25 protein-coding genes are annotated in these 23,974 nt (G+C 61.9%); 14 read left to right on the top strand and 11 right to left on the bottom strand.

Annotated features, from left to right (window positions below; translation table 11 throughout):
* Positions 1-2: 2 nt before the first annotated feature.
* Positions 3-566 (bottom strand): GtrA family protein, encoded by a 564-nt coding sequence (locus tag ACSW29_RS17985; protein ID WP_317825746.1) that lies wholly within the window; start codon positions 564-566, stop codon positions 3-5.
* A gap of 65 nt (positions 567-631) precedes the next feature.
* Positions 632-1,837, bottom strand: a complete 1,206-nt coding sequence (locus ACSW29_RS17980) for an enhanced intracellular survival protein Eis (protein ID WP_448277903.1) — start codon at positions 1,835-1,837, stop codon at positions 632-634.
* Positions 1,838-1,972: 135 nt separating this feature from the next.
* Here ACSW29_RS17980 and ACSW29_RS17975 point away from each other — a divergent pair, with 135 nt between their 5' ends.
* Entirely contained in the window at positions 1,973-3,193 is a 1,221-nt protein-coding gene (locus ACSW29_RS17975; protein WP_448277902.1) for a fatty acid desaturase family protein, read from the top strand.
* A gap of 4 nt (positions 3,194-3,197) precedes the next feature.
* Here the strand turns inward: ACSW29_RS17975 and ACSW29_RS17970 are convergent, their stop codons facing one another.
* The 4 genes from ACSW29_RS17970 to ACSW29_RS17955 all read right to left on the bottom strand — a co-directional run bounded on the left by ACSW29_RS17970 (position 3,198) and on the right by ACSW29_RS17955 (position 6,307).
* Positions 3,198-3,866, bottom strand: coding sequence for a methionine ABC transporter permease (locus ACSW29_RS17970; RefSeq protein ID WP_448277901.1), 669 nt, complete (start codon positions 3,864-3,866; stop codon positions 3,198-3,200).
* Positions 3,863-4,864 carry a methionine ABC transporter ATP-binding protein gene (locus tag ACSW29_RS17965; RefSeq protein WP_448277900.1) on the bottom strand — a complete coding sequence of 334 codons (1,002 nt, stop codon included), beginning with the start codon at positions 4,862-4,864 and terminating at the stop codon, positions 3,863-3,865. Before ACSW29_RS17965 ends, ACSW29_RS17970 begins: the two co-directional genes overlap by 4 nt.
* Positions 4,865-4,876: 12 nt before the next feature.
* Positions 4,877-5,734, bottom strand: a complete 858-nt coding sequence (locus tag ACSW29_RS17960) for a MetQ/NlpA family ABC transporter substrate-binding protein (protein WP_003940478.1) — start codon at positions 5,732-5,734, stop codon at positions 4,877-4,879.
* Between the two features lie 114 nt (positions 5,735-5,848).
* Positions 5,849-6,307 (bottom strand): nuclear transport factor 2 family protein, encoded by a 459-nt coding sequence (locus ACSW29_RS17955; protein ID WP_448277899.1) that lies wholly within the window; start codon positions 6,305-6,307, stop codon positions 5,849-5,851.
* A 130-nt stretch (positions 6,308-6,437) separates the two neighbouring features.
* Between ACSW29_RS17955 and ACSW29_RS17950 the strand changes: the two genes are divergently transcribed.
* Genes ACSW29_RS17950 through ACSW29_RS17925 form a run of 6 tightly spaced genes read left to right on the top strand, consistent with a single transcriptional unit; the run spans position 6,438 to position 12,102 of the window.
* Positions 6,438-7,604: an acyl-CoA dehydrogenase family protein gene (locus tag ACSW29_RS17950; RefSeq protein WP_448278168.1), complete on the top strand. Its 1,167-nt coding sequence runs from the start codon at positions 6,438-6,440 to the stop codon at positions 7,602-7,604.
* Positions 7,601-8,548, top strand: coding sequence for a bifunctional MaoC family dehydratase N-terminal/OB-fold nucleic acid binding domain-containing protein (locus tag ACSW29_RS17945; RefSeq protein ID WP_448277898.1), 948 nt, complete (start codon positions 7,601-7,603; stop codon positions 8,546-8,548). The genes ACSW29_RS17950 and ACSW29_RS17945 overlap by 4 nt, the downstream gene beginning before the upstream one ends.
* The gene (locus tag ACSW29_RS17940; RefSeq protein ID WP_448277897.1) at positions 8,548-9,663 is read left to right on the top strand and encodes an acyl-CoA dehydrogenase family protein; all 1,116 of its coding nucleotides are present in this window, start codon (positions 8,548-8,550) and stop codon (positions 9,661-9,663) included. Before ACSW29_RS17945 ends, ACSW29_RS17940 begins: the two co-directional genes overlap by 1 nt.
* Positions 9,660-10,088, top strand: coding sequence for a MaoC family dehydratase (locus ACSW29_RS17935; RefSeq protein WP_448277896.1), 429 nt, complete (start codon positions 9,660-9,662; stop codon positions 10,086-10,088). The genes ACSW29_RS17940 and ACSW29_RS17935 overlap by 4 nt, the downstream gene beginning before the upstream one ends.
* A complete protein-coding gene (locus tag ACSW29_RS17930; protein ID WP_230815313.1) occupies positions 10,088-11,266 on the top strand; it encodes a lipid-transfer protein in 1,179 nt (392 codons plus the stop codon). The genes ACSW29_RS17935 and ACSW29_RS17930 overlap by 1 nt, the downstream gene beginning before the upstream one ends.
* Before the next feature lie 14 nt (positions 11,267-11,280).
* The gene (locus tag ACSW29_RS17925) at positions 11,281-12,102 is read left to right on the top strand and encodes a MaoC/PaaZ C-terminal domain-containing protein (protein WP_448277895.1); all 822 of its coding nucleotides are present in this window, start codon (positions 11,281-11,283) and stop codon (positions 12,100-12,102) included.
* A gap of 110 nt (positions 12,103-12,212) precedes the next feature.
* On the opposite strand, the gene ACSW29_RS17920 is transcribed toward ACSW29_RS17925, so the two are convergent.
* Positions 12,213-12,989, bottom strand: a complete 777-nt coding sequence (locus ACSW29_RS17920) for an SDR family oxidoreductase (protein WP_003940546.1) — start codon at positions 12,987-12,989, stop codon at positions 12,213-12,215.
* A 198-nt stretch (positions 12,990-13,187) separates the two neighbouring features.
* On the opposite strand from ACSW29_RS17920, the gene ACSW29_RS17915 reads away from it, so the two are divergent.
* Positions 13,188-13,949 (top strand): SDR family NAD(P)-dependent oxidoreductase, encoded by a 762-nt coding sequence (locus ACSW29_RS17915; protein ID WP_020909130.1) that lies wholly within the window; start codon positions 13,188-13,190, stop codon positions 13,947-13,949.
* 15 nt (positions 13,950-13,964) lie between these two features.
* Here ACSW29_RS17915 and ACSW29_RS17910 read toward each other — a convergent pair whose 3' ends face one another.
* Entirely contained in the window at positions 13,965-14,741 is a 777-nt protein-coding gene (locus ACSW29_RS17910) for an SDR family NAD(P)-dependent oxidoreductase (protein ID WP_007732641.1), read from the bottom strand.
* The gene (locus ACSW29_RS17905; protein WP_230815323.1) at positions 14,738-15,376 is read right to left on the bottom strand and encodes a hypothetical protein; all 639 of its coding nucleotides are present in this window, start codon (positions 15,374-15,376) and stop codon (positions 14,738-14,740) included. The genes ACSW29_RS17910 and ACSW29_RS17905 overlap by 4 nt, the downstream gene beginning before the upstream one ends.
* Before the next feature lie 188 nt (positions 15,377-15,564).
* On the opposite strand from ACSW29_RS17905, the gene ACSW29_RS17900 reads away from it, so the two are divergent.
* The 5 genes from ACSW29_RS17900 (at position 15,565) to ACSW29_RS17880 (ending at position 20,518) form a co-directional block, all read left to right on the top strand.
* Positions 15,565-16,464 (top strand): LysR family transcriptional regulator, encoded by a 900-nt coding sequence (locus tag ACSW29_RS17900; protein ID WP_317825736.1) that lies wholly within the window; start codon positions 15,565-15,567, stop codon positions 16,462-16,464.
* A gap of 84 nt (positions 16,465-16,548) precedes the next feature.
* A complete protein-coding gene (locus ACSW29_RS17895; RefSeq protein WP_448277894.1) occupies positions 16,549-17,580 on the top strand; it encodes a hypothetical protein in 1,032 nt (343 codons plus the stop codon).
* A gap of 5 nt (positions 17,581-17,585) precedes the next feature.
* The gene (locus ACSW29_RS17890) at positions 17,586-18,572 is read left to right on the top strand and encodes a hypothetical protein (RefSeq protein ID WP_448277893.1); all 987 of its coding nucleotides are present in this window, start codon (positions 17,586-17,588) and stop codon (positions 18,570-18,572) included.
* A gap of 9 nt (positions 18,573-18,581) precedes the next feature.
* On the top strand, positions 18,582-19,871 hold the full coding sequence (locus tag ACSW29_RS17885; protein WP_411742513.1) for an adenylosuccinate synthetase: 1,290 nt from the start codon (positions 18,582-18,584) through the stop codon (positions 19,869-19,871).
* A complete protein-coding gene (locus ACSW29_RS17880; protein WP_317825734.1) occupies positions 19,868-20,518 on the top strand; it encodes an NUDIX hydrolase in 651 nt (216 codons plus the stop codon). The genes ACSW29_RS17885 and ACSW29_RS17880 overlap by 4 nt, the downstream gene beginning before the upstream one ends.
* A 6-nt stretch (positions 20,519-20,524) precedes the next feature.
* Here the strand turns inward: ACSW29_RS17880 and hppD are convergent, their stop codons facing one another.
* A complete protein-coding gene (hppD, locus tag ACSW29_RS17875) occupies positions 20,525-21,730 on the bottom strand; it encodes a 4-hydroxyphenylpyruvate dioxygenase (RefSeq protein WP_317825733.1) in 1,206 nt (401 codons plus the stop codon).
* A 195-nt stretch (positions 21,731-21,925) separates the two neighbouring features.
* Between hppD and ACSW29_RS17870 the strand changes: the two genes are divergently transcribed.
* Complete coding sequence (locus ACSW29_RS17870; protein WP_448277892.1) at positions 21,926-22,438, top strand: Lrp/AsnC family transcriptional regulator; 513 nt, start codon at positions 21,926-21,928, stop codon at positions 22,436-22,438.
* On the opposite strand, the gene ACSW29_RS17865 is transcribed toward ACSW29_RS17870, so the two are convergent.
* A complete protein-coding gene (locus ACSW29_RS17865) occupies positions 22,426-23,970 on the bottom strand; it encodes an MFS transporter (protein WP_448277891.1) in 1,545 nt (514 codons plus the stop codon). The two genes, ACSW29_RS17870 and ACSW29_RS17865, sit on opposite strands and share 13 nt — an antisense overlap.
* Between the last annotated feature and the right edge of the window lie 4 nt (positions 23,971-23,974).

The raw sequence follows: 23,974 nt of genomic DNA, 5'->3' as shown, positions 1-23,974 counted from the left end.
AGTCAGTCGAGGGTGGTGGCGTCGGTTGTCGGCGTCTTGGCGCCAGGAGTCGCTTCGATGTCGAGAACGACCTGGCTGTCGGTGGCGTCTTCGGGGAAGACGTACCGGCGCATGGCCCACCACCGGAAGGCCGTCGCCAGCAGGGTCCCGATGATCGATCCGCTGATGAAGTCCGCGAAATTCTCCATCAACACCGATACCTCGGGCTGACGCAGGTGGAACACGTACCTGGAGGTCCAGAGCGGTACCTGGTTGATGGCCAAACCGATACCCGCGACGATGAAGAACAGCGCAGCCTCGTGATGGCGCTGTCTACCACCGCGCTGAGCGAACGACCACTCGCGGTTCAGGACGTAGGACAGAACCGTCGCGATCAGGACCGCGAGGATGTTGGCCGTCACCGGGTGCTGAGGCAGAACCGTCCACTTGATGCCGAAGAACAGCACCGTGGTGACGATGAAGGCGATGCCGCCGACCACCAGGAACTTGAGCATTTCTGCGTGCGGCAGGACGCGCACGAGAACCCGCTCAGGAAGCCTATTGACCATCTTTTCGACAAACGCCATTGTTCGAGGCTAACCCTGAATACTGTCGAGGGCACAAATCGTCGACGCTCGTGTCGGCAAGATCATCAGAATCCGTACCCGAGGATTGCCGGCTTCGACGTGCTGAACGCAAAGTCGAGATTCTGGATTTCCTGCGAATCAGTTGCCTGGAGTCTGTGCGCCGCAGCAAAGGCCTTGGCCTGGTGCTCGCCGAGGTACAGGCTGCTCAGAACGTCGGCGGGCATCGTGATCGCAGGCTCGGCGTCGGTAGCCGTGCAGGTGGCCTTGCCACCCTTGACTCGAAGTGTGAAAGTCCCGCCGGCCTTCAGGAACGGATCATCGATCTTGATGACGGTGTCCAGGTCAGCAGCGTATTCACGAGCCTGGAGCGCCGCGGGCACGTCCATGATGCGAAGCCACAGTCGATCGGAGCGTGTCGTTGTCCGGGCAAGGCGGTAGTCCGTGAGCATCAGCCGGAGTGGATCGGCAGGATGTTGGCGTGTCTCGATCCGGGTGACGAGGTCGAGGCCGCAGATCGTGCGCCACAGCGCCGCGTGCGCATCTTCGGTGATCGTCACGAACTCGTCGATCCGGGCGATGCTGTCGCGGCCCTCGCTCGTGTGCCGGTAAGCGATGTATCCGTCCGCGTGTGTCAGAAAGAACAGTCCGGAGGCGCCGTCACGATCCTCGGACGGGTCGGCGAACATGTGATCCCACAGTGGTTGCGGACGTACCTGCGCGCCGGGAGTCTGCAGTCGCCAGCGGTCGTAGATTTCGGGAAGAAGCGTTGTGGCAGCCTTGACGTCGACAATCGACACACCGCCGTTGTCGGGTACCTCCGGGCGGAACTGCGCGAAGCGTCGATCGAGGGTGATGCCCTCACTGACGGTTGCCGGGCCGTATCCGAAGCGGTTGTAGATGCCGGCCTCGCTGGCCGTCAGCGCTGCAAGCGGAGCGCCGGTCGACTCGATATGGGCGTGAAGTGCAGTGAACATCGAGCGTAGGACGCCGCGACGACGATGAGTCGGGGCGACGGATACCCAGGTGATACCGCGCGTGGGGAGTTGGCGTCCGCCGGGCACGGTGAATTCCATGTCGATCTCGATAGCCACGCCGACAGGTACGTCACCGTCGACGGCAAGGATGATGTCCTCGGGCTTGTAGAGCGCCTTTGTCAGCTCGCTGACCGCGGGAGACGGATGAAAACCGAACCCCACCGAGTCGAGTAGTTGGAGAGCCGGCCAGTCACTCTCGGTAGCGGTGCGGATGGTGATCTTGTTTTCGGGGCTCACGTATATCGACTCTGGCATAGATTGCACGAAGACGCACATGAATATCGGAGCCGACGTTTCTGCACCGACTCCCAGGGGTACCGCCCGACGGACCAGTCCTGCGGCACGGAGAAAAACCGATACGGAGAAAACACTGTGGCGATCACCGACATCAAAGAATATGCCCACCTCACCGAGGAAGACGTCGAGGCGCTCGGGCGTGAACTGGACGCCATTCGGGTCGATATCGAGGAGAAGCGAGGCGCGCACGATGCTCGATACATCCAGCGGACAATCGCGTTTCAACGCTCTCTGATGGTGGCCGGCCGAATCGTCTTGTTCGCCAGCAAGAAGAAGCCTGCCTGGATTCTGGGGACTGCGCTCCTGGGGGTCGGCAAGATCATCGAGAACATGGAACTCGGCCACAACATCATCCACGGCCAGTGGGACTGGATGAACGATCCCGAGATTCACTCGAGCAACTGGGAGTGGGACAACACCTGCCCGTCCTCGGGATGGAAGCACTCGCACAACTTCACCCATCACAAGTTCACCAACATCGTCGGACTGGACAACGACGTGGGCTACGGAATCATGCGCGTCACGCGCGATCAAAAGTGGCATGCCGACTACCTCTTTCAACCGATCACGAATTTTGTGCTCGCGACCCTCTTCGAGTGGGGAGTGGCACTGCATCACCTCGAAACGGACAAACTCCGCAAGGGTGAGGTGAAGTGGTCCGAGAAATCGGAGATGGCCAAGGACGTCGGTAAGAAGATCGCGCGTCAGGTGGCGAAGGATTACATCCTGTTCCCCGCCCTGACCGGCCCGGCGTGGAAGACCACGTTGACGGCGAACGTCGTTGCGAACCTCATCCGAAACTACTGGAGTTACGCCGTCATCTTTTGCGGGCACTTTCCCGACGGTGCCGAGAAGTTCACGCTCGAGGAATTCGAGAACGAATCGCGTGCTCAGTGGTACCTACGACAGATGCTGGGCTCCGCCAACTTTCACGCCGGCCCGGTCATGGCCTTCATGAGCGGCAACCTCTGCTACCAGATCGAGCATCACTGCTTCCCGGATCTGCCGAGCAATCGGTACTCGGAAATCGCGGTGCCGTTGCGCGACCTGTGTGACAAGTACGACCTCCCTTACACGACCGGGCCGCTGTGGAAGCAGTACGGATTGACGCTGCGCACCATCTGGAAGTTGTCGCTGCCCAACAGGTTTCTCTCGGCTTCCCAGGACGATGCTCCGGAGACACACTCGGAGTTGAAGTTCCGCATCCGAGGCGGAATCAAGGAAGTGTTCGGCGTCGATCCGCAGACCGGTAGGCGGCGTGGCTTGCGAACAGCGATCGCGATGGTCTCGAGCTGATCAATTACCGCTTGTGTGCCATTGAACGAACCACAAGATCGCCGGTCGACTGGATTGCCTGCACCAGCACGATCAAGATCACGACTGCGACGAACAACACCGGTGTGTTGAATCGTTGGTAGCCGTACTTGATTGCGAAGTCGCCGAGTCCACCGGCGCCGATGGCACCTGCCATGGCCGAGAAACCGATCAGCATCACTGCCGTCAGGGTTGCTCCTGCTACCAACCCCGGAACTGATTCGGGCAGTAGCACTTTGGTGACGATGTGTTTGTCGGTGGCGCCCATGGACCGTGCTGCCTCGACGCGCCCGGAATCGACCTCACGCAAGGCGTTCTCGACGACGCGGGCGAAGAAGGGCACCGAACCGATGGTCAACGGCACGATCGCTGCCGTGGCGCCGAGCGCTGTTCCGACGATCGCCCTCGTTGCCGGGATGAGGAGCACCAACAAGATGACGAACGGTAGCGAACGGCCAATGTTCACCACGGTGCCCAGAACCGAATTGAGGACGCGGTTGGGACGGATTCCGTCGGGGGCGCTCGCGTGCAACAGAACACCGAGAGCGATACCGATGATCACGGTGAGCACGAACGAGACGCCGACCATGTAGAGCGTGTCGAGTAGGGCTTCCCATGCTTCGCCCAGGGAATCCTGCCAGGACGTCTTGTTCATGAGAACGTCACCTTCACTCCGCGCTGCGAAAGATGTTCTTCGACAGACTTTCTTGTCTCTCCGTTGCTGGTGAGGCCCGTGTGCGAGGCGAACTCCACGCGAAGGCGACCGACCTGATGAGTGCCGATGTTCTCGATACCCCCGGAGATCACCGTGACGTCGACGTCGAGATCTCGCGAGAGTTGGGAAATCACAGGCGAGGTCGACAGCGAATCGACAAAGGTGAGGAGTGCCGGAATTCCGGTCGGGGTAGTTCGCGCCGTTCCGGTCGGCAGTAGCGCCTCGCCAAGGGGCGATCCCGGGTCCGCGACCAGTTCGGTGAGTGTTCCCTCGTCGACGATGCGGCCCTGGTCGATCAGGGCGGCGCGGTGGCAGATCCGTCGAACCACGTTGAGCTCGTGGGTGATCAGAACAATGGTCACACCCAGACGTCGATTGAGGTCGGCGAGCAGGTCGAGGATCGAATCGGTTGTGTCCGAGTCGAGGGCGCTCGTGGCTTCGTCGCACAGGAGGACGTCGGGTGAAGCCGCCAAGGCTCTTGCGATCCCGACCCGTTGTTTCTGTCCGCCGGACAGTTGCGAAGGGAAGGCGTCACGTCGGTCTTCCAGGCCGACCAACTCGATCAGCTCGTCGACGCGGGTACGGCGATTTGCCCGCGAGTACCCCGCCACTTCGAGAGGAAAGGCGATGTTGGCGGCGACCGAGCGGGAGTGCAGCAGGTTGAAATGCTGGAACACGACACCGATCCGCTTGCGTGTATCGCGCAGTTGCGCTGGGCTCAGCGCAGTCAGATCGGTGTCGCCCAACAGAATCCGGCCGTTGGTGGGGCGTTCGAGCAGGTTGAGGCATCGCAGCAGAGTCGACTTGCCTGCGCCGCTCTTGCCGATGATGCCGAAGATTTCCCCGTCCTCGATTTTCAGGGACACGGAATCGAGTGCATGCAGAGTTTTCGTGCCGCTGCGGTATTCCTTGGAGACCGATTCGATCGAGAAGACCATGACGGGTCTCGATCAGGTAGCGCTGGCCGGAATGACCGAGCCCTGGTAGGTCTGCTCGATGAACGTCGCGACGTCGGCGGACGTCAATGCCTCGGCCAACTTCTGTACTCGCGCATCGTTTTCGAGCGAGGTGCGTACGGTCAGGACATTGGCGTACGGGTTGCCCTCGGCCTTCTCGAGCACCAGGGCGTCCTTGGCCGGGTTGAGACCACCTTCGATTGCGTAGTTGCCGTTGATGATTGCGAGATCGACATTTCCGTCGTCGAGCGTGCGCGGCAGCTGCGGGGGATCGACCTGGGTGAACGTGAGTCCCTTGGGGTTGTCGATGATGTTCTTCTCGCTGATCTGCGTGATGTCCGTGCCGGGAGCACCCAACTGCTGATCCAGCTTGATCAATCCGGCCTGCTGCAGCAGGTACAGCCCACGGGCGAAGTTCGTGACGTTGTTCGACAGCGCCACCGTTGCGCCTTGGCGTAGGTCGGCCACGTTGGTGACCTTCTTGGAGTATGCACCGAGCGGCTCGACGTGGACTTTCGCCACTGCGACCAGGTCGTCGACACCCTTCTCCTTCGACCACGATTCCTGGTACGGCACGTGCTGGAAGAAGTTGGCGTCGGTGTCTCCGGCTTCGAGCACCTCGTTGGCGTCGAGATCGCCGGTGATCTCGCTGACCTCGATCTTGGTGTCACCGAGCAGGCCCTTTTCTTCGACGAACTTCAGGATCTCGGCGTGCGGAACCGAAGAAGCGACGATGCGAAGAGGTGCGTTCTCGTCGGAGGAGTTGTCGCTCGAGCACGCGGCTACGGTTCCGACTGCGACGGCGGCCACTGCGAAGGCAGCGAGGAATCTTCTGGTGCGCGAGCGTGACATGTGAATCTCCAAGACATAGCCGAACGCACGCCGAGATAGCATGACAGTTGCTGAACGCTAGCCCGGTAAACCTCCCGTGAGGAGATACAGAATCACCGCGATTTTTTCCTGTACCTATTGTCCGAGCAGGATGACCGGAACGTCCTCCGCGAAATCGACTACCAGTTCGCGACGCGAGAACAGCCAGGTGCCGTCGATCTTTTCGAAGCTGTCCTGGTAACGAATCTCGATCCGGTTGTCCCGGTGGCCCTCGCCCCGCGGATAGATGTGGTGGGCGGAGCAGTAGGCCTCACCGTGCGCAGTGGTGGGGCTGTCGAGGTCGAGGATCTGCTGCTCGACGATGTGCCGGGTCGAGTGCAGATGTGAGACGGCATCGACCACCGAACTACTGACGACGGTGTTCCCACGTATCTCCGTCGGCGCATCCGTTCCGTTCAATGCCGGCGGCAAGACGAATGCCACGTCGTCAGTGAAGAGAGCAGCAAGTGCGGTGGTGTTTCGACGGTCGACGGCCTGTGCGTACCTGGCGGCCAAGTCGGTGAGAGCGACGCGATCCGAGGAGTCCATGCGCATATCTCACCTTATGTGACGCCGCTCATGTTTCGGCTTCCCGCTCATCGAGACATTCACAGCGCCCACCGGGGCATCTGGTTAGCGTCCAGGCCAAGAGTTGCCAGCCATGAACGCCATAGGAGAAACAGCGATGGATCTGAGGGAATCGCCCGAGCAGCAGGAGCTCCGCAAGGAGTTGCGCGCGTACTTCGCGGCGCTGCTGCCGGAAGAGAAGCGTCGCGCGGCCGGCGAGCAAGGCGTGGGTGGCGAGTACTTCCGCGAGATCGTGAAGTTGCTGGGCAAGGACGGTTGGCTCGGTATCGGCTGGCCCAAGGAATTCGGTGGCCAGGGACGCTCCATCGAAGAGCAGTTCGTGTTCTTCGACGAGGTTCAGCGCGCGGGTCTGCCGTTCCCCTTCGTGACGGTCAATACCGTCGGACCGACGTTGATGAAGTACGGCACCGAAGAGCAGAAGGAACGATTCCTGCCCGGCATTCTCGCCGGCGACATCGTCTTCGCCATCGGATACACCGAGCCCGAGGCCGGAACGGACTTGGCTTCGCTCAAGACCCGTGCGGTCCTCGACGGTGACGAGTGGATCGTCGACGGCAACAAGATATTCACCAGTGGCGCCAACACCGCCGACTACGTGTGGCTGGCCTGCCGCACCGACGCGGATGCCCCCAAACACAAGGGCATCTCGATCCTGATCGTCCCCACTGAGGACGCAGGCTTCGAGTGGTCACCGATCAACACCGTCGGCGGCTTGATGGTGACGTCCACGTACTACTCCGGTATTCGTGTTCCGTCGAAGGACGTCGTCGGCGAGGTCAACGGCGGCTGGCAGCTCATCACGGCTCAGCTCAATCACGAGCGAATCGGCTTGGCAGCCATCGGTGGTCGCACGTACGGTCTGTGGAATCTGGTCCTGGACTGGGCCAAGGAAAACGGCGCCATCGGCATCCCGTGGGTGCAGCAGGACTTCGCTCGTACACACGCCAAGCTCGAGGCCATGCGACTGCTGAACTGGAAGATGACGGCAGCCGTCGCACAGGACACGCTCTCCGGAGCCGACGCCGGTGCCACCAAGACGTACGGCACCGAAACTCACGTCGACGTCTACCGCACCCTCCTCGGAATTCTCGGCTCCGCCGGACGCATCCGCCCCGAGTCTCCGGGTGCGCTGCTTGCCGGTCAGATCGAACAGATCTCGCGTCAGGGTGTCGTAAACACCTTCGGCGGCGGCGTCAACGAAGTTCTGCGTGACATGGTCGGCACCATCGGCTTGGGACTCGTTCGCGAGAAGAGGGTCAAATGAGCGACATTTCGGCGCAACTCGACGCTTTTGTCGGCCAGACTTTGGTTCCCACCACCTGGGGGCCCGACGAGGTCAACATCCCCATGATCCGGCATTGGGCCGAAACCATGGGCGATACCAACCCCGTTTACCTCGACGACGAAGCCGCCCGCGCCACCGGCCGTGACGGCGTCGTCGCTCCCGCTCAGATGCTCCAGGTTTGGATCATGCGGACGTTCACCGACAAGATGGCGGGCAACGACCCCTCGCAGGTGTGGACCGATCTGATTGCCACCCTCGACGCGGCCGGATACTCCTCCGTCGTGGCCACCGATTCCGATCAGGAGTTCTTCGCCGAACTGCGCCCCGGCGATCGCGTGAACTACACCGAGGTCATCGAGTCGATTTCACCGGAGAAGAAGACCGGCCTCGGCGTCGGGCACTTCGTCACGACGCTCAAGACCTACCGCAACGGTGACGACCAAGTTGTCGGCACCCAGCGGTGGCGGACGCTGCGGTTCAAGCCTCAGGAATCTGCTGCGCCCGAAGCTCCTCGTGCACTGCGTCCGCGTCCGGCTCTCAACGCGGACAACGCTTTCTGGTTCGAAGCAGCCAGGGAGCACCGTCTGGTGATCCAGCGCTGCACGTCCTGTAAGACGCTGCGTCATCCCACCGGCCCGATGTGCGGGGAGTGCCGGTCACTCGAGTGGGACACGATCGACGCGTCGGGCCGGGGCACGGTGTACAGCTTCGTGGTCAATCACCACCCCAAGATCGACGCGTTCGACTACCCGCTCATCGTTGCGGTAATCGAACTCGAAGAGGGAACCCGATTGATCGCCAACATGATGGGTATCGCGCCCGAAGATGTCGTGGTCGACATGCCCGTGGAACTTGACTGGATCGACGCCGACCCGGATCTGACGCTTCCCGCGTTCCGGCCGGCCGTACGCGAGGAGCACTGATGGACTTCAATTTCAGCGAAGAGCAGGAAGCAATTCGCGCACTGGCCGACGAGGTCTTCACCAGCAAGGCAACGATCGAGCGCACCAAGGAGATCGAACTCTCCGCTGAGCGCGTCGACCGTGAACTGTGGCGCGAACTCGCGAGCACCGGCCTGCTCGGAATCGCCCTGCCGGAGGAGTTCGGCGGCGGTGGCCTCGGCTTGTCCGAGCTGTACGCACTGCTCGAACAGCAGGGACGTCACGTTGCGGCCGTGCCGATCTGGGAAACGACCCTTGCAGCATTGGCTGTCAACGAATTCGGCTCTGATTCCCTTCGCGCCGAACTTCTTCCGGGAGTTGCCGACGGCAGTCGATTCCTGACCGTCGGTCTCGAAGAGTTCGGTCCGTACACGGGCGGCGACCCACTGACCACGGCTGAGCAGGACGCCGACGGCAACTGGACTCTAACGGGTGAGAAGGCAGTAGTGCCCATGACTCACATCGCGAGTCTTGCTCTCGTCTCGGCAACAACTTCCACCGGCACAGCACTGCTGCTGGTCGACCTGAGTGCCGAGGGAGTGACGCTCGAACAGACGCAGTCCACCAACTGGGAGATCTGTGCCAACGTCACTTTCGCCGGTGCACCGGCGCAGCTCATCGGTGCGGCCGACGGTACGACGGTTCCGTGGCTGATCGACCGAGTTCAGCTGGCATTGGCCGCAATCCAATGGGGCGTCGGGTCGGGTGCAGTCGCGCAGGCCGTCACGTACCTGAACGGCCGCAAGCAGTTCGGCCGTCCGCTGGCGACCTTCCAGGCCGTCAATCATCAACTCGCTGACTGCTACATCGATCTCGAAGCGATGCGCGTGACACTGTGGCAGGCCGCCTGGCGCATCTCCGAGGGACTGGATCTCGGCACCTCGGTACTGGTCGCCAAGTGGTGGGCTACCGACGGCGGACAGCGCGTCGTGCATCGTACCACGCATGTTCACGGCGGCATGGGCGTCGACACCGACTACCCGGTTCACCGTCACCTGTTGTGGGGCAAGCAGATTGCTGCCACCCTCGGCGGTTCCAGCTCCGATCTAGCGCGTCTGGGTGCGCAGCTCGCATCCGGTGTGGAGGTGCTCGCATGACCGTACTTGCCGGTCGCAGTTACGCAGACGTCGTTGTCGGAGAGGCATTGCCCGAGTTGGCGATCCCGTTGACCCGTACGTTGATCGTCGCCACCGCAATCGCCACCCGCGATTTCCAGGACGTGCACCACGATCCGAGCCTGGCCCAGGAGCGCGGCTCCAAGGATGTCTTCATGAACATCCTCACGAGCAACGGTCTCGTCGGTCGGTACGTCACGGACTGGGCCGGATCGGCATCGACCCTGCGCCGCATCGCCATTCGTCTCGGGGCGCCCAACTACCCGGGCGACACCATGACGATGACCGGTGAGGTCGTGTCCAAGGAAGACGGTGTTGTCGTGGTCAAGGTGCAGGGTGCAAACAGTCTCGGCAACCATGCATCCGGCACCGTCGCAGTCGCTTTCAAGGAAGAGGTGAGGCCCTGATGGCGATCAGCCCGCTATCGGGTGCCGCTGCCATCGTCGGCATCGGATCCACCGAGTTCTCCAAGAACTCCGGCCGCACCGAACTGCAGTTGGCGTGTGAGGCCATCGTGGCCGCGCTCGCGGATGCCGGTATCGATCCGTCCGAGGTCGACGGTCTGTCCACCTACACGTCGGAGACCAACGGCGAAGCCATCGTGGCTCGCAACTGTGGCCTCGGCGAGCTCAAGTTCTTCTCGCGCATCCACTACGGTGGCGGCGCTGCGTGTGCCACTGTGCAGCAGGCAGCCATGGCAGTTGCGACGGGTGTTGCCGACGTCGTGGTCTGCTACCGCGCCTTCAACGAGCGCTCCGGTGTGCGCTACGGCCTGGGCCAGCACGATCGCCCCATGGACAGCACGGCTGACCGCGCCGCATATGCGTGGATGACCCCTCAGGGCCTGTCGACTCCCGCTCAGTGGGTCGCCATGTTCGCCCGCCGCTACATGCACCAGTACGGTGCGACGAGTGAGGACTTCGGACGAGTTGCAGTGGTGGCGCGCAAGCACGCCGCCGACAACCCGGCTGCTTGGTTCTACGAGCGTCCGATCACGCTCGAGGACCATCAGAACTCGCGCTGGATCGCCGAGCCGCTGCACCTGCTCGACTGCTGCCAGGAAACCGACGGCGGCCAGGCGCTGGTCATCGTCTCTGCCGAGCGCGCAAAGGATCTGGCCAACAAACCCGTCATTATCAAGGGTGCTGCTCAGGGCAGTAGCAAGGATCAGCACATGATGACCAGCTACTACCGGCCCGACATCTCCGGTATCCCGGAAATGGGCTTGGTTGCTCGTCAGCTGTACGGCCAGAGTGGCCTGACACCGGACGACATCAACGCCGCGATCCTGTACGACCACTTCACTCCGCTGGTGCTTCCCCAGCTCGAAGAACTGGGCTTCTGCAAGCCAGGCGAAGCCAAGGACTTCATCCGCGAAGGCAACCTCGAGATCGGTGGACGCCTGCCGTCCAACACTCACGGTGGTCAGGTCGGCGAGGCGTACCTGCACGGCGTCAACGGAATTGCCGAAGGTGTGCGACTGGTGCGAGGCACGTCGACCAACCAGCCCGAGGGCGTCGAGAACGTATTGGTCACAGCCGGAACAGCAGTACCCACCAGCGGTCTCGTTCTCGGCGCTGTTTGAGAGAGGAAAAGACAGTGACAACTTCGGAAGCTGCGAAGACCGCCGGCGATTGGCGCGGAGCCGATCTCGGGACCCGCACCGTGTCGTACACCGAGCGCGACGCGATCCTGTACGCACTTGCCGTGGGCGCCAAGGCAACCGAGCTGGACCTCGTCTTCGAGGATCAGCTTCGGGTACTGCCGACCTTTGCTCTGACACTGGCGCAGTGGGCTCCCGACGCTCTGGGTTCGGCGGGCGCCTTCGACACCTCGACGGCACTGCACGGCTCGCAAGAGTTGAAAGTGCTTGCTCCGCTTCCGCGTAGCGGTGAGGTGACGTTGAAGGCTTCGGTCGGTGAGGTGTGGGACAAGGGTGCTGCTGCGGTGTTCGAGGTGAAGGTGCAGTGCGAGTACTTCGTCGCGACCTGGTCACTTTTTGCTCCCGGTTCCGGCGAATTCGGCGGCGAACGTGGACCCTCACGTCCGGCGGAGCCGTCTGGCGAGCCTTCGCTGACCGGTGTGCTGACCACAGCGGAGAACCAGACGGCGATGTACCGGCTCCTGGGCGACAAGCACCACATCCATATCGATCCCGAGGCTGCAGCGCGGGTCAACCAGCCGCGTCCGATCATGCACGGCCTGTGCACGTTGGCCGCGAGCACGCTCGAGCTTGCCCGGGTCACCGGAGTGCATCCGGCGGACCTCGTGAGCCTCGAGGGTCGATTCGCTGCGGCAATCCATCCGGGTGAAGCGCCGTCCATCGTTGCGTGGGGTTCTCCCGATGACCTGGCCTTCCAGGTCACCAAGGATGGTCAGGTAGCGATTTCCGGTGCACGAGTGAGCTTCTCCGCCCACTAGTCCCTCCATACTCAACTGCGGGGTGCTTGACCCCTCGTCGCACCCCGCAGTTGTTCGCACGAAGAAGCAGCCCCTGAGCGAATCCGCTCAGGGGCTGCTTTGTATTTGTTTCAATCCTGGTGGGTCGCCATGTAGCGAGCCGGGTACTCACCGCCGCCGTGAACGGCGATGTCGGCGCCGTTGACGTACGAGGAGAGTGGGCTCGCCAGGAACAGGCAGGAGTTGGCGATATCGGCCGGGACGGCCATGCGCTCCATCGGAATGGTCCTGGTGACCGCAGCGCCGCCGTCGGCGCCGTAGACCTCGGCGGCAGCCTCGGTACGGATCAGGCCGGTGGTGATGTGGTTGATCCGCACCTTCGGCGCCCATTCGAGGGCTAATGCCTTGGTAAGAACGAGGAGGCCTGCCTTGGCTGCGCTGTACGCCGCGGTTCCGGGCTGCGGATCGATTGCCGAGACACTGCCGATGTTGATGATGGCACCGCCGTCGTCCTGAGTCTGCATCACTGCGTTGGCAGCCTGGGCAACGTTGAAGGGTGCCAACAGGTTCAGGGCCACGATCTTCTCGACGAAGCGGGGTGACACCGTCGCAGCATCGGCATCGGGGGAGCCGCCGGCGTTGTTGACCAGGACGTCCAGACGGCCGAAGCGCTCGACGGCATCCTGGACGAGGGCTGCGGCGTCGGCGGGATCGCGGACGTCCGTGGCGCGAAAGGCTGCGCTACGGCCGTCGGCGGTGGGTAGGTTTTCGGGCTCGTTACGGCCACAGACCAGCACGTTTGCACCCGCGGCGAGGAAGGTTTCGGCGATGACGTAGCCGATGCCTTTGGTGCCGCCGGTGACGATCACCGAGCGTCCGCTGAAATCGACGGGGTTGGGCAGTGTCACGGTGGAGCCTTCCTGGTGCGGTGCCGAGCTGAATTGCCGCCCAATGTGATTGACGCGACGTGGTCGCACACCTTAGGGTCAAGCAAGTGCTTGGTTGTTTTGTAGGTCGAGTGTAGACGACAAACGGCGGCAGTCACCAGAATCGACCGGTCCTTCCCGCAAAGGGACCTCTGCGTCGACAGACATTGGAGTAGTCACATGGGCAAGCTCGAAGGCAAAGTTGCACTCATCACGGGTGCGGGTCAGGGAATCGGGCAGGGGATTGCCCTGGCCTTGGCCAAAGAGGGCGCCGTGATCGCCGTTGCCGGTCGCACCGAATCCAAGTTGCACACCACCTGCGGACTACTCGCTGACATCGGTGCGCGCGGTGAGGCCGTGGTTTGTGACGTCAGCAAGAAGGACGACATCACGGCGGCCGTGGACCGAACCGTCGAACTGTTCGGCGGAATCGACATCCTGGTCAACAACGCCAACGACTGCAAGCCAGGCCCGCTCTTGAGCGTGCTCGACGAAGACTTCGAGCGTTCCTTCGCGACGGGGCCACTCGCCACCCTGCGCATGATGCAGGCGTCGTACCCGCACATGAACAGTCGAGGGGGCGGCGTCATCATCAACATGGTCACCTCGGCGGCCGTGCGCTGGGATGCCAGTAACTACGGCGCTTACGGTTCCATCAAAGAAGGCATGCGCTCGTTGACCCGCGCCGCGGCCTGCGAATGGGGCAAGGACAACATCCGCGTTCTCAACGTCGCCCCGCACGCCAAGACTCCAGCACTGCAGTGGTGGATGGACAAGAATCCTGAAGAGGCAGCGGCATTTGTCGCGGGTATCCCGCTGGGACGCGTCGGAGACCCCGAGACCGACATCGGTCGTGCCGTCGTCTTCCTCGTCAGCGAAGACGCCGGGTACCTCACGGGTGCCACGATCCCGCTCGACGGCGGCCAGTCGCGCTGGGGCTGACCGCCATCGACCCGATCAGGTCATCACGGCGCCGCCGTCGACGGCAATCGTCTGCCCGGTGACGTTGCGAGCCTTGTCGCTGAGCAAGAACGCGACCATCTCGGCGATGTCTCCGGGCGTCTGAGCTCGACCCATCGGAACCATCTGGGCGACAAAAGAATCGAAGACGTCAGCATCGGAAACATCTGTGAGCGAGGGATCGCGTCGACGCAGTTCCTTGATGGTTCGAAGCCACATGTCGGTGAGGATCAGTCCGGGCATGACCGTGTTCGAACGGAGTCCTCGAGTCGCGCCGATCCGGGCGACGCTGTGACTCATCTCGATCACGGCGGCCTTCGACGGTCCGTAGTGCGCGAGCATGTCACCGCCCAAGCGGGCACCGATCGACGCGATGTTGACGATCGCTGCCGGACCCTCGGTTCTACTCACGAATTCGCGGCACATCAGGAAGCTGCCCTTGGTGTTCACCGCAAAGGTGTTGTCCCACTGGTCTTCGGTGATCTCGAGAAACGGAGTGAAGACGCCGATTCCGGCACCGTTGACGAGTGCAGTCGGACTTCCGGCCGACGCAGCCACGTCGAACGCGTTCTTGACGTCACCTTCACGTCGAACGTCGCATCGTGCCGTGTGGACTGCTACGCCTAGGCTTTCCAGGCGTGCTGCGGTGTCGGCGAGTGCAGCCTCTTCGATGTCGAGGAGAAGCAGGGTGCCGAAGTCCTCTGCAAGGCGCTCGGCAATAGCGGCGCCCAACCCGGCAGCTGCGCCGGTGACAATGGCTACGGGCGCGCTCACGGCAGGTGCGTTTCGAGCAGTGGGGCAAGCAGTTCGGCTGCGCGCGCCGCCGTGATGACTTCGCTCGGGTCCACCTTGGTCACGACTTTCGAAGCAGAATCTTCGTAGACATGCTCACCGATGAGTCGCCCCTGCTCGTCGTACGGCCAGACGAATGCCAAGGTCCGACGCACGAGATACCAACCGTCGGGGTCGATGTCCGACGACTGTTCGGGGGCTGCGGGCGTGGATCCACTCGATTCGTGCACCGCGCCGAACACCCCGTCTCCCAGAATCGATCCTGGGACGAATTGACTGAAGAGGGTCTCACCCGAGAACCCGCTGTCGGAGACCGCGAAGTCGGACTGTCCGGTCCACATGACAAGGGTGTCCGTCTCGGCGAGTGACTGGTAGAAGTTGGTGACGGCGTCCATGCCGTCCAGAACAATCGACTGCCCGTCTTCGAACAACCGGTAGACGGGTTCTTCGACGGTCATGTCGGGTGAGAGGATTTCCTTGTAACGACCGGAGACCTCGAGCAATGCGTGGCGCCGGTAGTTTCGGAGGATCTTCTGGTGCCGCGGATTGTCGATGGTTTCCAATTGCTTTTCGACGCCATCCATCATGTGGACGAATTCGTGCTCGTACTTGCTCATCACATCTCCTGGTTTCGCAGATTCGGCGGGCTGTCCGGATCTGCGACAACTGTGACCTGGCGAGGCATTCGCTGTACATGTAGAACTTCGTTCGAAAATTGCCGGTTTGCTTAACTCCGCTGTTCAGATACCGTGATGGTCGTCACTTTGTGGATTCACCGCGGCAAAAAACAACCGAATGGACGGTAATGAAAAAGGCGAGGAGAGGTGAAGATCTGAATCTGCGGTTGGTGTCCTCGTTGCTCGTCGTCGTGGAGGAAGGGCACTTCGGACGAGCGGCAGACCGGTTGTTCGTCACGGCGCCTGCTCTCAGTCAGCAGATTCGTCGACTCGAGGAGCAGGTGGGAGTCGAGTTGGTCGATCGCAGTTCGCATCCGGTGGTGCTCACCGCCGCGGGTGAGGTGTTCGTCGCGGATGCGCGGCCCGCTCTCGAGTTTGCCGTTCGCGCGATGAACGGTCTCGACGCACTCGAGCGTCGGCGGGCCAGGCGGCTTCGGATCGGATTTATCAACGGGGCTGCCGGGAGTTTGGGGCGTGCGGTGATCGATTCGTTGCATGCGGAGGTGGAGCTGGTCCAACTGGACTGGTCCCAACAGGTTTCGGCGGTGGCGAGCGCGACCGTCGACGCGGCATTCGTGCGACCGCCGCTGCCGGTGCTCGACGGTGTGGTGCTCGAACGGATCGGCGTCGAACCGCGGGTGGTGGCCCTGCCTCGGGGGCACCGGTTGGCGGGTCGCGCGAGCATCGAGATTTCTGAAATAGATGGGACTGTGCAGGTTTCGAGTGACGGCGCACCACCCGAATGGGTGAAATGGTGGTCGGTGGACCCGCGCCCGAGTGGTGTACCTGTCCGGTACGGTCCCTCGGTCCGCACGATGGACGAAGCGCTCGAGGTTGTCGCCAACGGTCGGGCGGTGGTGATAACGGCAGCAACCATTGCCGAGTACTACACCCGCTCGGATATCAGTTTCGTGCGCATTTCCGACATCGAGCAGTGTTCGATCGATCTGTGTACCCGCGAGGGCGACAGCAGTCCGGCAGTGATCGAGCTACGCAAAGCTGTTTCAGCCCTCGGTGCCGCCAGGTGATTGCCGTGTCCTGATGTGATGCGCATGTACTCGGATGTAATGCGCGTTCTTGCCGTCTTCGTTTTAGTCAGTTAGACTAAAACTATGAAAACGATCAGCACGGCACTTGAAATCGTCGAGGCAGCACGAGTTTCGGCCGATGTGTTCGGGGGAGACTCCAGCGATCTCGACACCCGTCGCTCTGCAAAGCGTCGTTTTCATCGGATCGCCTCCGCCATTCATCCGGACCGGGCGAAGCCCGAAGATCGGGTGCGGTACTCGGCGGCAACATCTCGGTTGAACGAGCTGTACCGGAGTTGGTCGGCAGAGTTCGAGTCCGCAGATTCTCGTCCCGTATATGTGGGCGAGCGGGGAGAGTATTCGTTGGGTGGACTGGTAGCGCGCGGCTCGGTCGCTAACCTGTACCGGTCCGATGCCGGTGTCGTACTGAAGATTCCGCGAAACCCTCGGGCGAACTCGATGATCGAGGCCGAACGGAATGTGCTGACGGACATCGCGAATTCGAGCGAAGCCGGTTGGGCAGTCTCGTACTTCCCGCGATTGATCGATCAAATCACCCATGTGGGCAGCGGCACGAGACGTCAGATCGATGTGCTGGACGATCTGACCGAAGGTTTTGTGAGTCTCGCCGACGTCCGTGAGGCGTATCCAGGTGGCCTCGATCCACGGGACTGGGCGTGGATGCACCGACGGCTACTTCGTGCTCTGGCAGCAGCGCATGCGACTGGTTGGGTGCACACCGCGATTACCGCGGAGAACGTGCTGATCGAGCCTGATCGGCACGGGGTGGTGCTGGTCGGCTGGTCCTTTGCCACCCGTACGGGCAGCCGCCCGGTGGCGACGATCGGTTCCGATCGTGATTCGTACCCACCGGAACTCGGCGAAGGAGCGTCTCCGGCCTGGGACGTGTACATGGCTCATCATTTGATGCTCCGAATGCTGGGCGAGCAGACCCACGAACGGATGAAGGCGTTTGCCGACGGCTGCATGCAGGACAACCCGAGATTACGTCCCGACGCGGTCGACCTACTGGGTGAGTTCGACGAACTCCTCGATCTTCTCTATGGCCAGCGGACATTTCGTCCGTTCGCCGTTCCATCCACGAAAGGACAGTGATTGTCATGGGCTACGGATACTGGGACGACAACACCTATTTGGCGGGCAAGACTTTTCGTGCCGCACGCGGTGTCGACGATTTCGGTTACACCGATTCGCTTCGGTCGCGTCCGCGAAGCAGTTGGAAAGCGGATCCGACCCTCGACCCCTTCGGCGTCGACAAGCGTGAATGCCGAGATTCGGACGGACACCCCGATTCTCTGCCGATAGCAGTGCTTTTCGATGTCACCGGTTCGATGGGTGCTGTCCCTCGCATCATGCAGGACAAGCTCGGGAAGCTGCACGGACTGCTGCAACGGAAAGGATATGCGGATGATCCGCAGATTCTGTTCGGCGGTATCGGCGACGCAGATTCCGACCGGGTGCCGCTTCAAGTGGGACAGTTCGAGTCGGGAAACGCGATGGACGAACAGCTACGCACCATTTTTCTCGAAGGCAACGGAGGCGGTCAGAAATCGGAAAGCTATGAATTGGCGGCATATTTCATGGCGCGTCACACGAGTACCGACGCCTGGGAGAAGCGGGGACGGAAGGGCTACCTCTTCGTCATCGGCGACGAGTTGAACAAGCCGAGACTCTCGGCTCGTCACATCCGTTCGGTGATCGGTGACAAGGTTCGTCAGGACGTATCGGTACCGTCGATCTACCGTGAACTCGAAGAAAGATGGAATGTTTACTTCGTTCTGCCGGATCAGTCGTCGTACTTCAACGATCCGGAAATCGCGGATCACTGGAAGAAGTTGCTCGGTGAACGGTTCGTCAAACTCGACGATCCCGCCGCGGTGTGCGAACTGATCGCGCTGACGGTCGGAATCGGCGAGGACCGTATCGACCTGCGTGACGGACTGGCGGATCTCCGTGACATCGGTTCCAGGGCTGAAGCGGAGACTGTCGGCAAGGCTCTCGCTCTGATTCCAGGGCGCAGCACCGCGACGGTGGCCGGGTTGCCCCACGATCTCGGAACCGGTACGGACGATGTCGATTTCGCCTAGAAGGAGATCATGATGGAGCCATTCGAAGACCGCGATATCGTCGTCGTAGACCTCGGGTTCGGAGATGCAGGGAAGGGAGCAACGGTCGATTGGCTTTGCTCCGATCAAGCCGATCTGGATGTGGCCGCAGTGGTTCGGTTCAACGGTGGGGCACAGGCAGCGCACAACGTAACGGTCGGCGAGCGCCACCACACGTTCTCGCAGTTCGGCTCGGGAACGCTGTCCGGCGTCCCGACGTTTCTTTCGCGATTCGTGTTGGTCGAGCCCATCGCGCTCGCCCGGGAGACGCGTGCTCTGGAAGCGCTCGGAGTTCGAAATCCGTTCGATCTGATACGGATCGACGCGCGCGCTTTGTTGACGACGCCGATTCACGTGGCCGCCAACAGGGCCCGCGAGGATGCTCGCGGCGGTAACCGGCACGGCTCGTGTGGCAAGGGGATCGGTGAGACTGCGGCGTATGCGCTCGAAGTTGCGAATGCGCCTACGGTGGGAGACTGCCGGCGACCTGATTCCTTGCGTTTTAAGTTGTCGGCGTTGGCCACATTCTACGGACCGTTGATCGCGGAGAGTCGCCACGGTTTTCCGCCGATCGACGACATGGTCGACATGTATGCCGAATTCGGTGATGTAGTGGACATCGCCGACCCGGATGCGCTGGCTGCGTTGGGTGCCGGTGGTCGTCTGGTGTTCGAGGGGGCACAAGGTGTCCTTCTCGACGAGTGGCGGGGGTTTCACCCACACACCACGTGGTCGACTGTCGAGCCGTCCAACGTGCGAGCGATGATCGATGAGTTGGGCCGGGACAGTTATGTACTCGGCGTCACCCGCACGTACATGACACGACACGGAGCTGGACCGTTCCCGACCGAGGATCTGGAGCTGGCGAAGGTGTTGCCCGAGCTGCACAACGGGGCCGGTGAGTATCAAGGCGGATTCCGGGTGGGGCACCTCGACGAATTGTTGTTGCGCTACGCAATCGAGGTGAGCGGCGGTGTCGACGGATTGGCGCTGACTCATCTCGATGCGATGGATCGTGCGCGGGTTGCCGGCACCCCGGTACACGGAGTGCAGGCATACGAAGGACTGCCGTCCGTTCCCGTCGGAGAGTGGAAGGATCTCGATCACCAACAGGAGCTGACAGATTCCTTGAAAGCCGTAGGGGTCGTGCCGAAGGAACTTCCGGCCGACCCGGACGATTTCGCCCGGTATCTGAGCGAGGAAATGGGGGCGCCGGTGGTTCTGACCGCGGACGGTGCCGACCGGGCCGATCGTCAGGTGCGATGCCCAGTGCCTGCATGATGGACAGTGTGGACCAGTCACTTGTCTCGATCGATGTCATCGCGCTCCGCTTCGGCAATCCGGAGCCCGGGATGTTGCGATTTGCCGTCACGCCGCGGCAAGCGGAGCCGTACACCGGGCAATTGGCGCTGCCCGGTGTACTTCTCGGCGCCGGTGAGAGATTGCAGGATGCCGCCAGGCGAGCGGTGACCACTAAACTCGGAATTCCCGAAGAGAAGATCCTGGCCGGTGGACAACTGACCGTGTTCGACGAGCCCAATCGCGACCCTCGCGGTCCGACGCTCTCGGTGACCATGTGGGCAGTGATCTCGTCGAACGAGGTGCCGGGTTCGGCCGAATGGGTGAGTTGGGACAACCCGGGGGACCTCGCGTTCGACCACAATCGGATAGTCGCCGATACCCGCCCGATCCTCGCTGACACCCTGTTGTGGCGTGATCAGGCTTTCACGCGTGCACTACTGGGACCGTCGTTTCCGGCGTCGTACGCGCTGGCAGTGGCGGAGGAGCTTTCCGGTGTGCGTCCGGACCCGGGCAACTTGAACCGGACACTCAAAGCGTTGCCAGGGCTGGAACGTACGGACGAACGAGTCCGGGTCAGTGCCACCGGGCGACCCGCGGTGGTCTGGGCATGGACCCAAGCCAGCTGACCTACCTCAGAAGTTGCCCCGCGCGGCCTGCTCACGCTCGATCGCTTCGAACAGAGCTTTGAAGTTTCCCAGCCCGAATCCCAGTGAGCCGTGGCGTTCGATGATCTCGAAGAACACGGTGGGACGATCTCCGATCGGTTTGGTGAAGATCTGAAGAAGATAGCCGTCTTCGTCGCGGTCGACGAGGATGCCTCGCTTCTGCAATTCCTCGATGGGAACTCTTACCTCCCCGATACGCGCGCGCAGTTCGGGATCCTCGTAATACGAAGCAGGAGTGGAGAGAAACTCGATTCCCTCGTCGACGAGAGCGTCGACTGCTCCGAGGATGTCGTTGGTCGCAAGCGCGAGATGCTGAGCGCCGGGACCTTGGTAGAACTCGAGGTACTCGTCGATCTGTGACCGCTTCTTCGCGATGGCAGGTTCGTTGAGTGGGAACTTGACTCGGTGATTGCCGCTCGAGACGACCTTGCTCATCAGCGCGGAGTAGTCGGTGGCTATGTCGCCACCCACGAACTCGGCCATGTTGGTGAATCCCATGACCCGGTTGTAGAAGTCGACCCATTGGTCCATCTTGCCGAGTTCGACATTGCCGACCACGTGGTCGAGGGCCTGGAAGATTCGCTTGGGCGCGCCGTCACGCTTGCGGTACGACGACGTCCGTTCGACGTATCCGGGAAGGTAAGGGCCGGTGTAGCGGGAACGGTCGACGAGGGTGTGCCGAGTCTCGCCGTACGTCGCGATGCTGGCCAGGCGAACGGTGCCGTGCTCGTCGGTGATGTCGTGCGGTTCGACCAACACTGTCGCACCTTGGGCGATGGCGTGTGCGATGCACTTGTCCACGTCCGGGACGCTGAGCGCGATGTCGCGGATACCGTCGCCGTGACGGCTGTGATGTTCGATCAGCGGACTTGCCGGATCCACAGCACCCTTGACGACAAACCGCACCGCCCCACTCTTGAGTACAAACGCGTGGTGGTCGCGGTTTCCCGTCGACGGGCCTGAATAGGCCACCAATTCCATGCCGAACGCGGACTGGAAAAAATGTGAAGTCTGCGTGGCATTTCCGACGATCCATTCGAGGCCGTCCCAACCGCTCACGGGGAAAGGATCGTGATCGCTGTCGTACTCGACCAAGCCGACCAACTGGCGCAATTGCTCCAGATCCAGGCCGGCCAACTGTTCGTCGTCGGTGAGAGTCTGTTCGACGGTCATGATGAGTCCCCTCTGAGTGCGATGTACACAGCGCGGTGCTCGAGTTATGTTCGGCACTGCCAGTACAAACAGATAAGTCCTTCAAAGGTTGGGTAGTCAACGGAGGTAGTTGAAAGTAGACACAGCGCCGGAATGCGAAGATGGTGGCACTGTTTTGTAGACAATTTGCATAGTTGAACGACGAGTGGAGCAGACGTGAATCTCGACGCAGTGGATCTGGCTCTGTTGGACGCGATGAACAAGCACCCGAGAGCCGGTGCGTTGGAGCTTTCGCGTCAGGTCAAGGTTGCGCGGGCGACAGTGCAGGCGAGATTGAAAAGGATGGAAGATGCGGGCGTCATCGCCGGATACGCGCCGCACATCAATTTGGCTGCAGCGGGTTTCGGAGTACAGGCATTCGTGACTTTGCAGATCGCCCAGGGGGCGCTCGACACCGTCACAGCGGAACTCGAGGCAATCCCCGGTGTGCTCGAAGCCTTTGCCACCACCGGCTCCGGTGACGTGCTGTGCCGGATTGCCGCTGCTTCGCACGAGGATTTGCAAGCGACGCTGCTCGAACTGAATCGGTCGGGGATAGCCACCCGGTCGACCAGCGTCATGGTTCTCTCGGTGGTGGTACCGCTCCGGTCGATGCCCCTGCTGCAGACGTTGCAGTCGAAGCAGGCGACCAAGGCCCCGGCGTATCGACGAGGCGGTCAGCCTCGCTGACGACCCGGAGCCCAGAATCCCAGAACGATCGCAGATACCCACATGATCGCGGCGAGTGTGAGTGCTCCTTGGTCCATGCCTTTGATGAAGGCTTCACGGGCGAAGTCGGCCAACTGGGCACCCTGCGGCCCGGCTGCTTCGGCGACGTGGAGAGCAGCGGCCAGAGAACCGGAGACCGGTTCCTTGGCCGGTTCGGGTAGCAAGTCGACCGCGGGCTGGACGTGATTTCCGTAGCCTGCGGCGAGGATACTTCCCGCCAGTGCAACGCCGATGGCGGAGCCGATCTCACGGGTTGCGTCGTTGACTGCTGATGCAACTCCCTGTTTGGAGTCCGGTGCGTTGGAGACGATGGCAGCAGTTGCGGGGGTTGTCGACAAACCCAATCCAATGGCGGCCACTACCAAGGGAACACAGACTTCGGCATAGGTCGAATTGGCGTCCAAGCGAGTCAGGAGTGCAATTCCGGTTCCGAGGAAGGCGACTCCGGTGGCGGTGAGGGCGCGTAGACCGATACGCGGAATCATCAGGGGCGCAACCACGGACAGGGCCATCACCGGCACGGCGATCGGCATGAGGGCTAGCGCCGATTGCAGGGGGGAGTAGTCGAGTACCAGTTGCAGATACTGCACGATCAGGAAGAACAGGCCGAAGGTCGCCAGGAACTGCAGGGTCAGTGACGCTGCGCCACTGCCGAATGCGCGATTGGCAAACAGTCTGACGTCCAGAAGTGGATGGCGAGTGCGTAATTCGACCCAGCTGAAGACTGCCGTCATGGCAATTCCGCCGATCAGCAGAGCAAGAACCACCGGATCGAACCAACCACGGGCGGGTGCCTCGATCATCCCCAGGACAAACAGTCCGATCGAGCCGGCAATCAGTGCGGTGCCTGGAAGATCGAGTGGAGTTGCCTCCGAGTCCTTCGACGTCACGATCGTGAACGATACCGCGAGGATCAGGACGGAGACGACGGCCAGGCTGACGAATATCGAATGCCACGACCACTTTTCGAGGAGCAGGCCGGAGACGACCAGTCCGGCGATTGCACCGGACCCTGCGACGCCGGACCAGACTCCGACGGCGCGGGCACGCTGCGCCGGCGGGAAACCTGCAGTGAGTAGAGACAACGTCGCCGGCATGACAAATGCGGCGCCGACGCCGGAGATCACGCGGGAGAGGATGATCCACGACGGTTCGTCCGCGAGGACCGGTATCGACGAGCCGGCAGCAAAAACAAGTAGTCCGAACATGAGCAGTTCGCGTCGACCGTAACGATCGCCGAGCGCGCCCGCCGGCAACAAGAGACAAGCCAGCGTGAGCGTGTACCCGTCTACGATCCACGTGAGCTGGCTTTGTGTTGCACCGGTATCGCGGGCCAAGTCGGGAAGGGCCGTGTTGAGCGCGGCCATCGCTGCGACGACCAGCGCGACGGCGCAGCACGCGACCGTCAGCATCCAGATCTGTCGGATGGTCCACGTGGACTGTTCGAGCGTCGTATCGCTACTCACGAAACCTCCCGATAGAAACAAGACCATCAGT

The organism is Rhodococcus sp. GB-02, assembly GCF_053470465.1.
This window is presented reverse-complemented; position numbering and strand designations above follow the sequence as displayed.

Coding starts and splice junctions, on each gene's coding strand:
- ACSW29_RS17985 (WP_317825746.1), bottom strand. CDS start 566: ATGGCGTTTGTCGAAAAGATGGTCAATAGGCTTCCTGAGCGGGTTCTC.
- ACSW29_RS17970 (WP_448277901.1), bottom strand. CDS start 3,866: ATGAACAAGACGTCCTGGCAGGATTCCCTGGGCGAAGCATGGGAAGCC.
- ACSW29_RS17965 (WP_448277900.1), bottom strand. CDS start 4,864: ATGGTCTTCTCGATCGAATCGGTCTCCAAGGAATACCGCAGCGGCACG.
- ACSW29_RS17960 (WP_003940478.1), bottom strand. CDS start 5,734: ATGTCACGCTCGCGCACCAGAAGATTCCTCGCTGCCTTCGCAGTGGCC.
- ACSW29_RS17955 (WP_448277899.1), bottom strand. CDS start 6,307: ATGCGCATGGACTCCTCGGATCGCGTCGCTCTCACCGACTTGGCCGCC.
- ACSW29_RS17950 (WP_448278168.1), top strand. CDS start 6,438: ATGGATCTGAGGGAATCGCCCGAGCAGCAGGAGCTCCGCAAGGAGTTG.
- ACSW29_RS17945 (WP_448277898.1), top strand. CDS start 7,601: ATGAGCGACATTTCGGCGCAACTCGACGCTTTTGTCGGCCAGACTTTG.
- ACSW29_RS17940 (WP_448277897.1), top strand. CDS start 8,548: ATGGACTTCAATTTCAGCGAAGAGCAGGAAGCAATTCGCGCACTGGCC.
- ACSW29_RS17935 (WP_448277896.1), top strand. CDS start 9,660: ATGACCGTACTTGCCGGTCGCAGTTACGCAGACGTCGTTGTCGGAGAG.
- ACSW29_RS17930 (WP_230815313.1), top strand. CDS start 10,088: ATGGCGATCAGCCCGCTATCGGGTGCCGCTGCCATCGTCGGCATCGGA.
- ACSW29_RS17915 (WP_020909130.1), top strand. CDS start 13,188: ATGGGCAAGCTCGAAGGCAAAGTTGCACTCATCACGGGTGCGGGTCAG.
- ACSW29_RS17905 (WP_230815323.1), bottom strand. CDS start 15,376: ATGAGCAAGTACGAGCACGAATTCGTCCACATGATGGATGGCGTCGAA.
- ACSW29_RS17900 (WP_317825736.1), top strand. CDS start 15,565: ATGAAAAAGGCGAGGAGAGGTGAAGATCTGAATCTGCGGTTGGTGTCC.
- ACSW29_RS17895 (WP_448277894.1), top strand. CDS start 16,549: ATGAAAACGATCAGCACGGCACTTGAAATCGTCGAGGCAGCACGAGTT.
- ACSW29_RS17890 (WP_448277893.1), top strand. CDS start 17,586: ATGGGCTACGGATACTGGGACGACAACACCTATTTGGCGGGCAAGACT.
- ACSW29_RS17885 (WP_411742513.1), top strand. CDS start 18,582: ATGATGGAGCCATTCGAAGACCGCGATATCGTCGTCGTAGACCTCGGG.
- ACSW29_RS17880 (WP_317825734.1), top strand. CDS start 19,868: ATGATGGACAGTGTGGACCAGTCACTTGTCTCGATCGATGTCATCGCG.
- hppD (WP_317825733.1), bottom strand. CDS start 21,730: ATGACCGTCGAACAGACTCTCACCGACGACGAACAGTTGGCCGGCCTG.
- ACSW29_RS17865 (WP_448277891.1), bottom strand. CDS start 23,970: ATGGTCTTGTTTCTATCGGGAGGTTTCGTGAGTAGCGATACGACGCTC.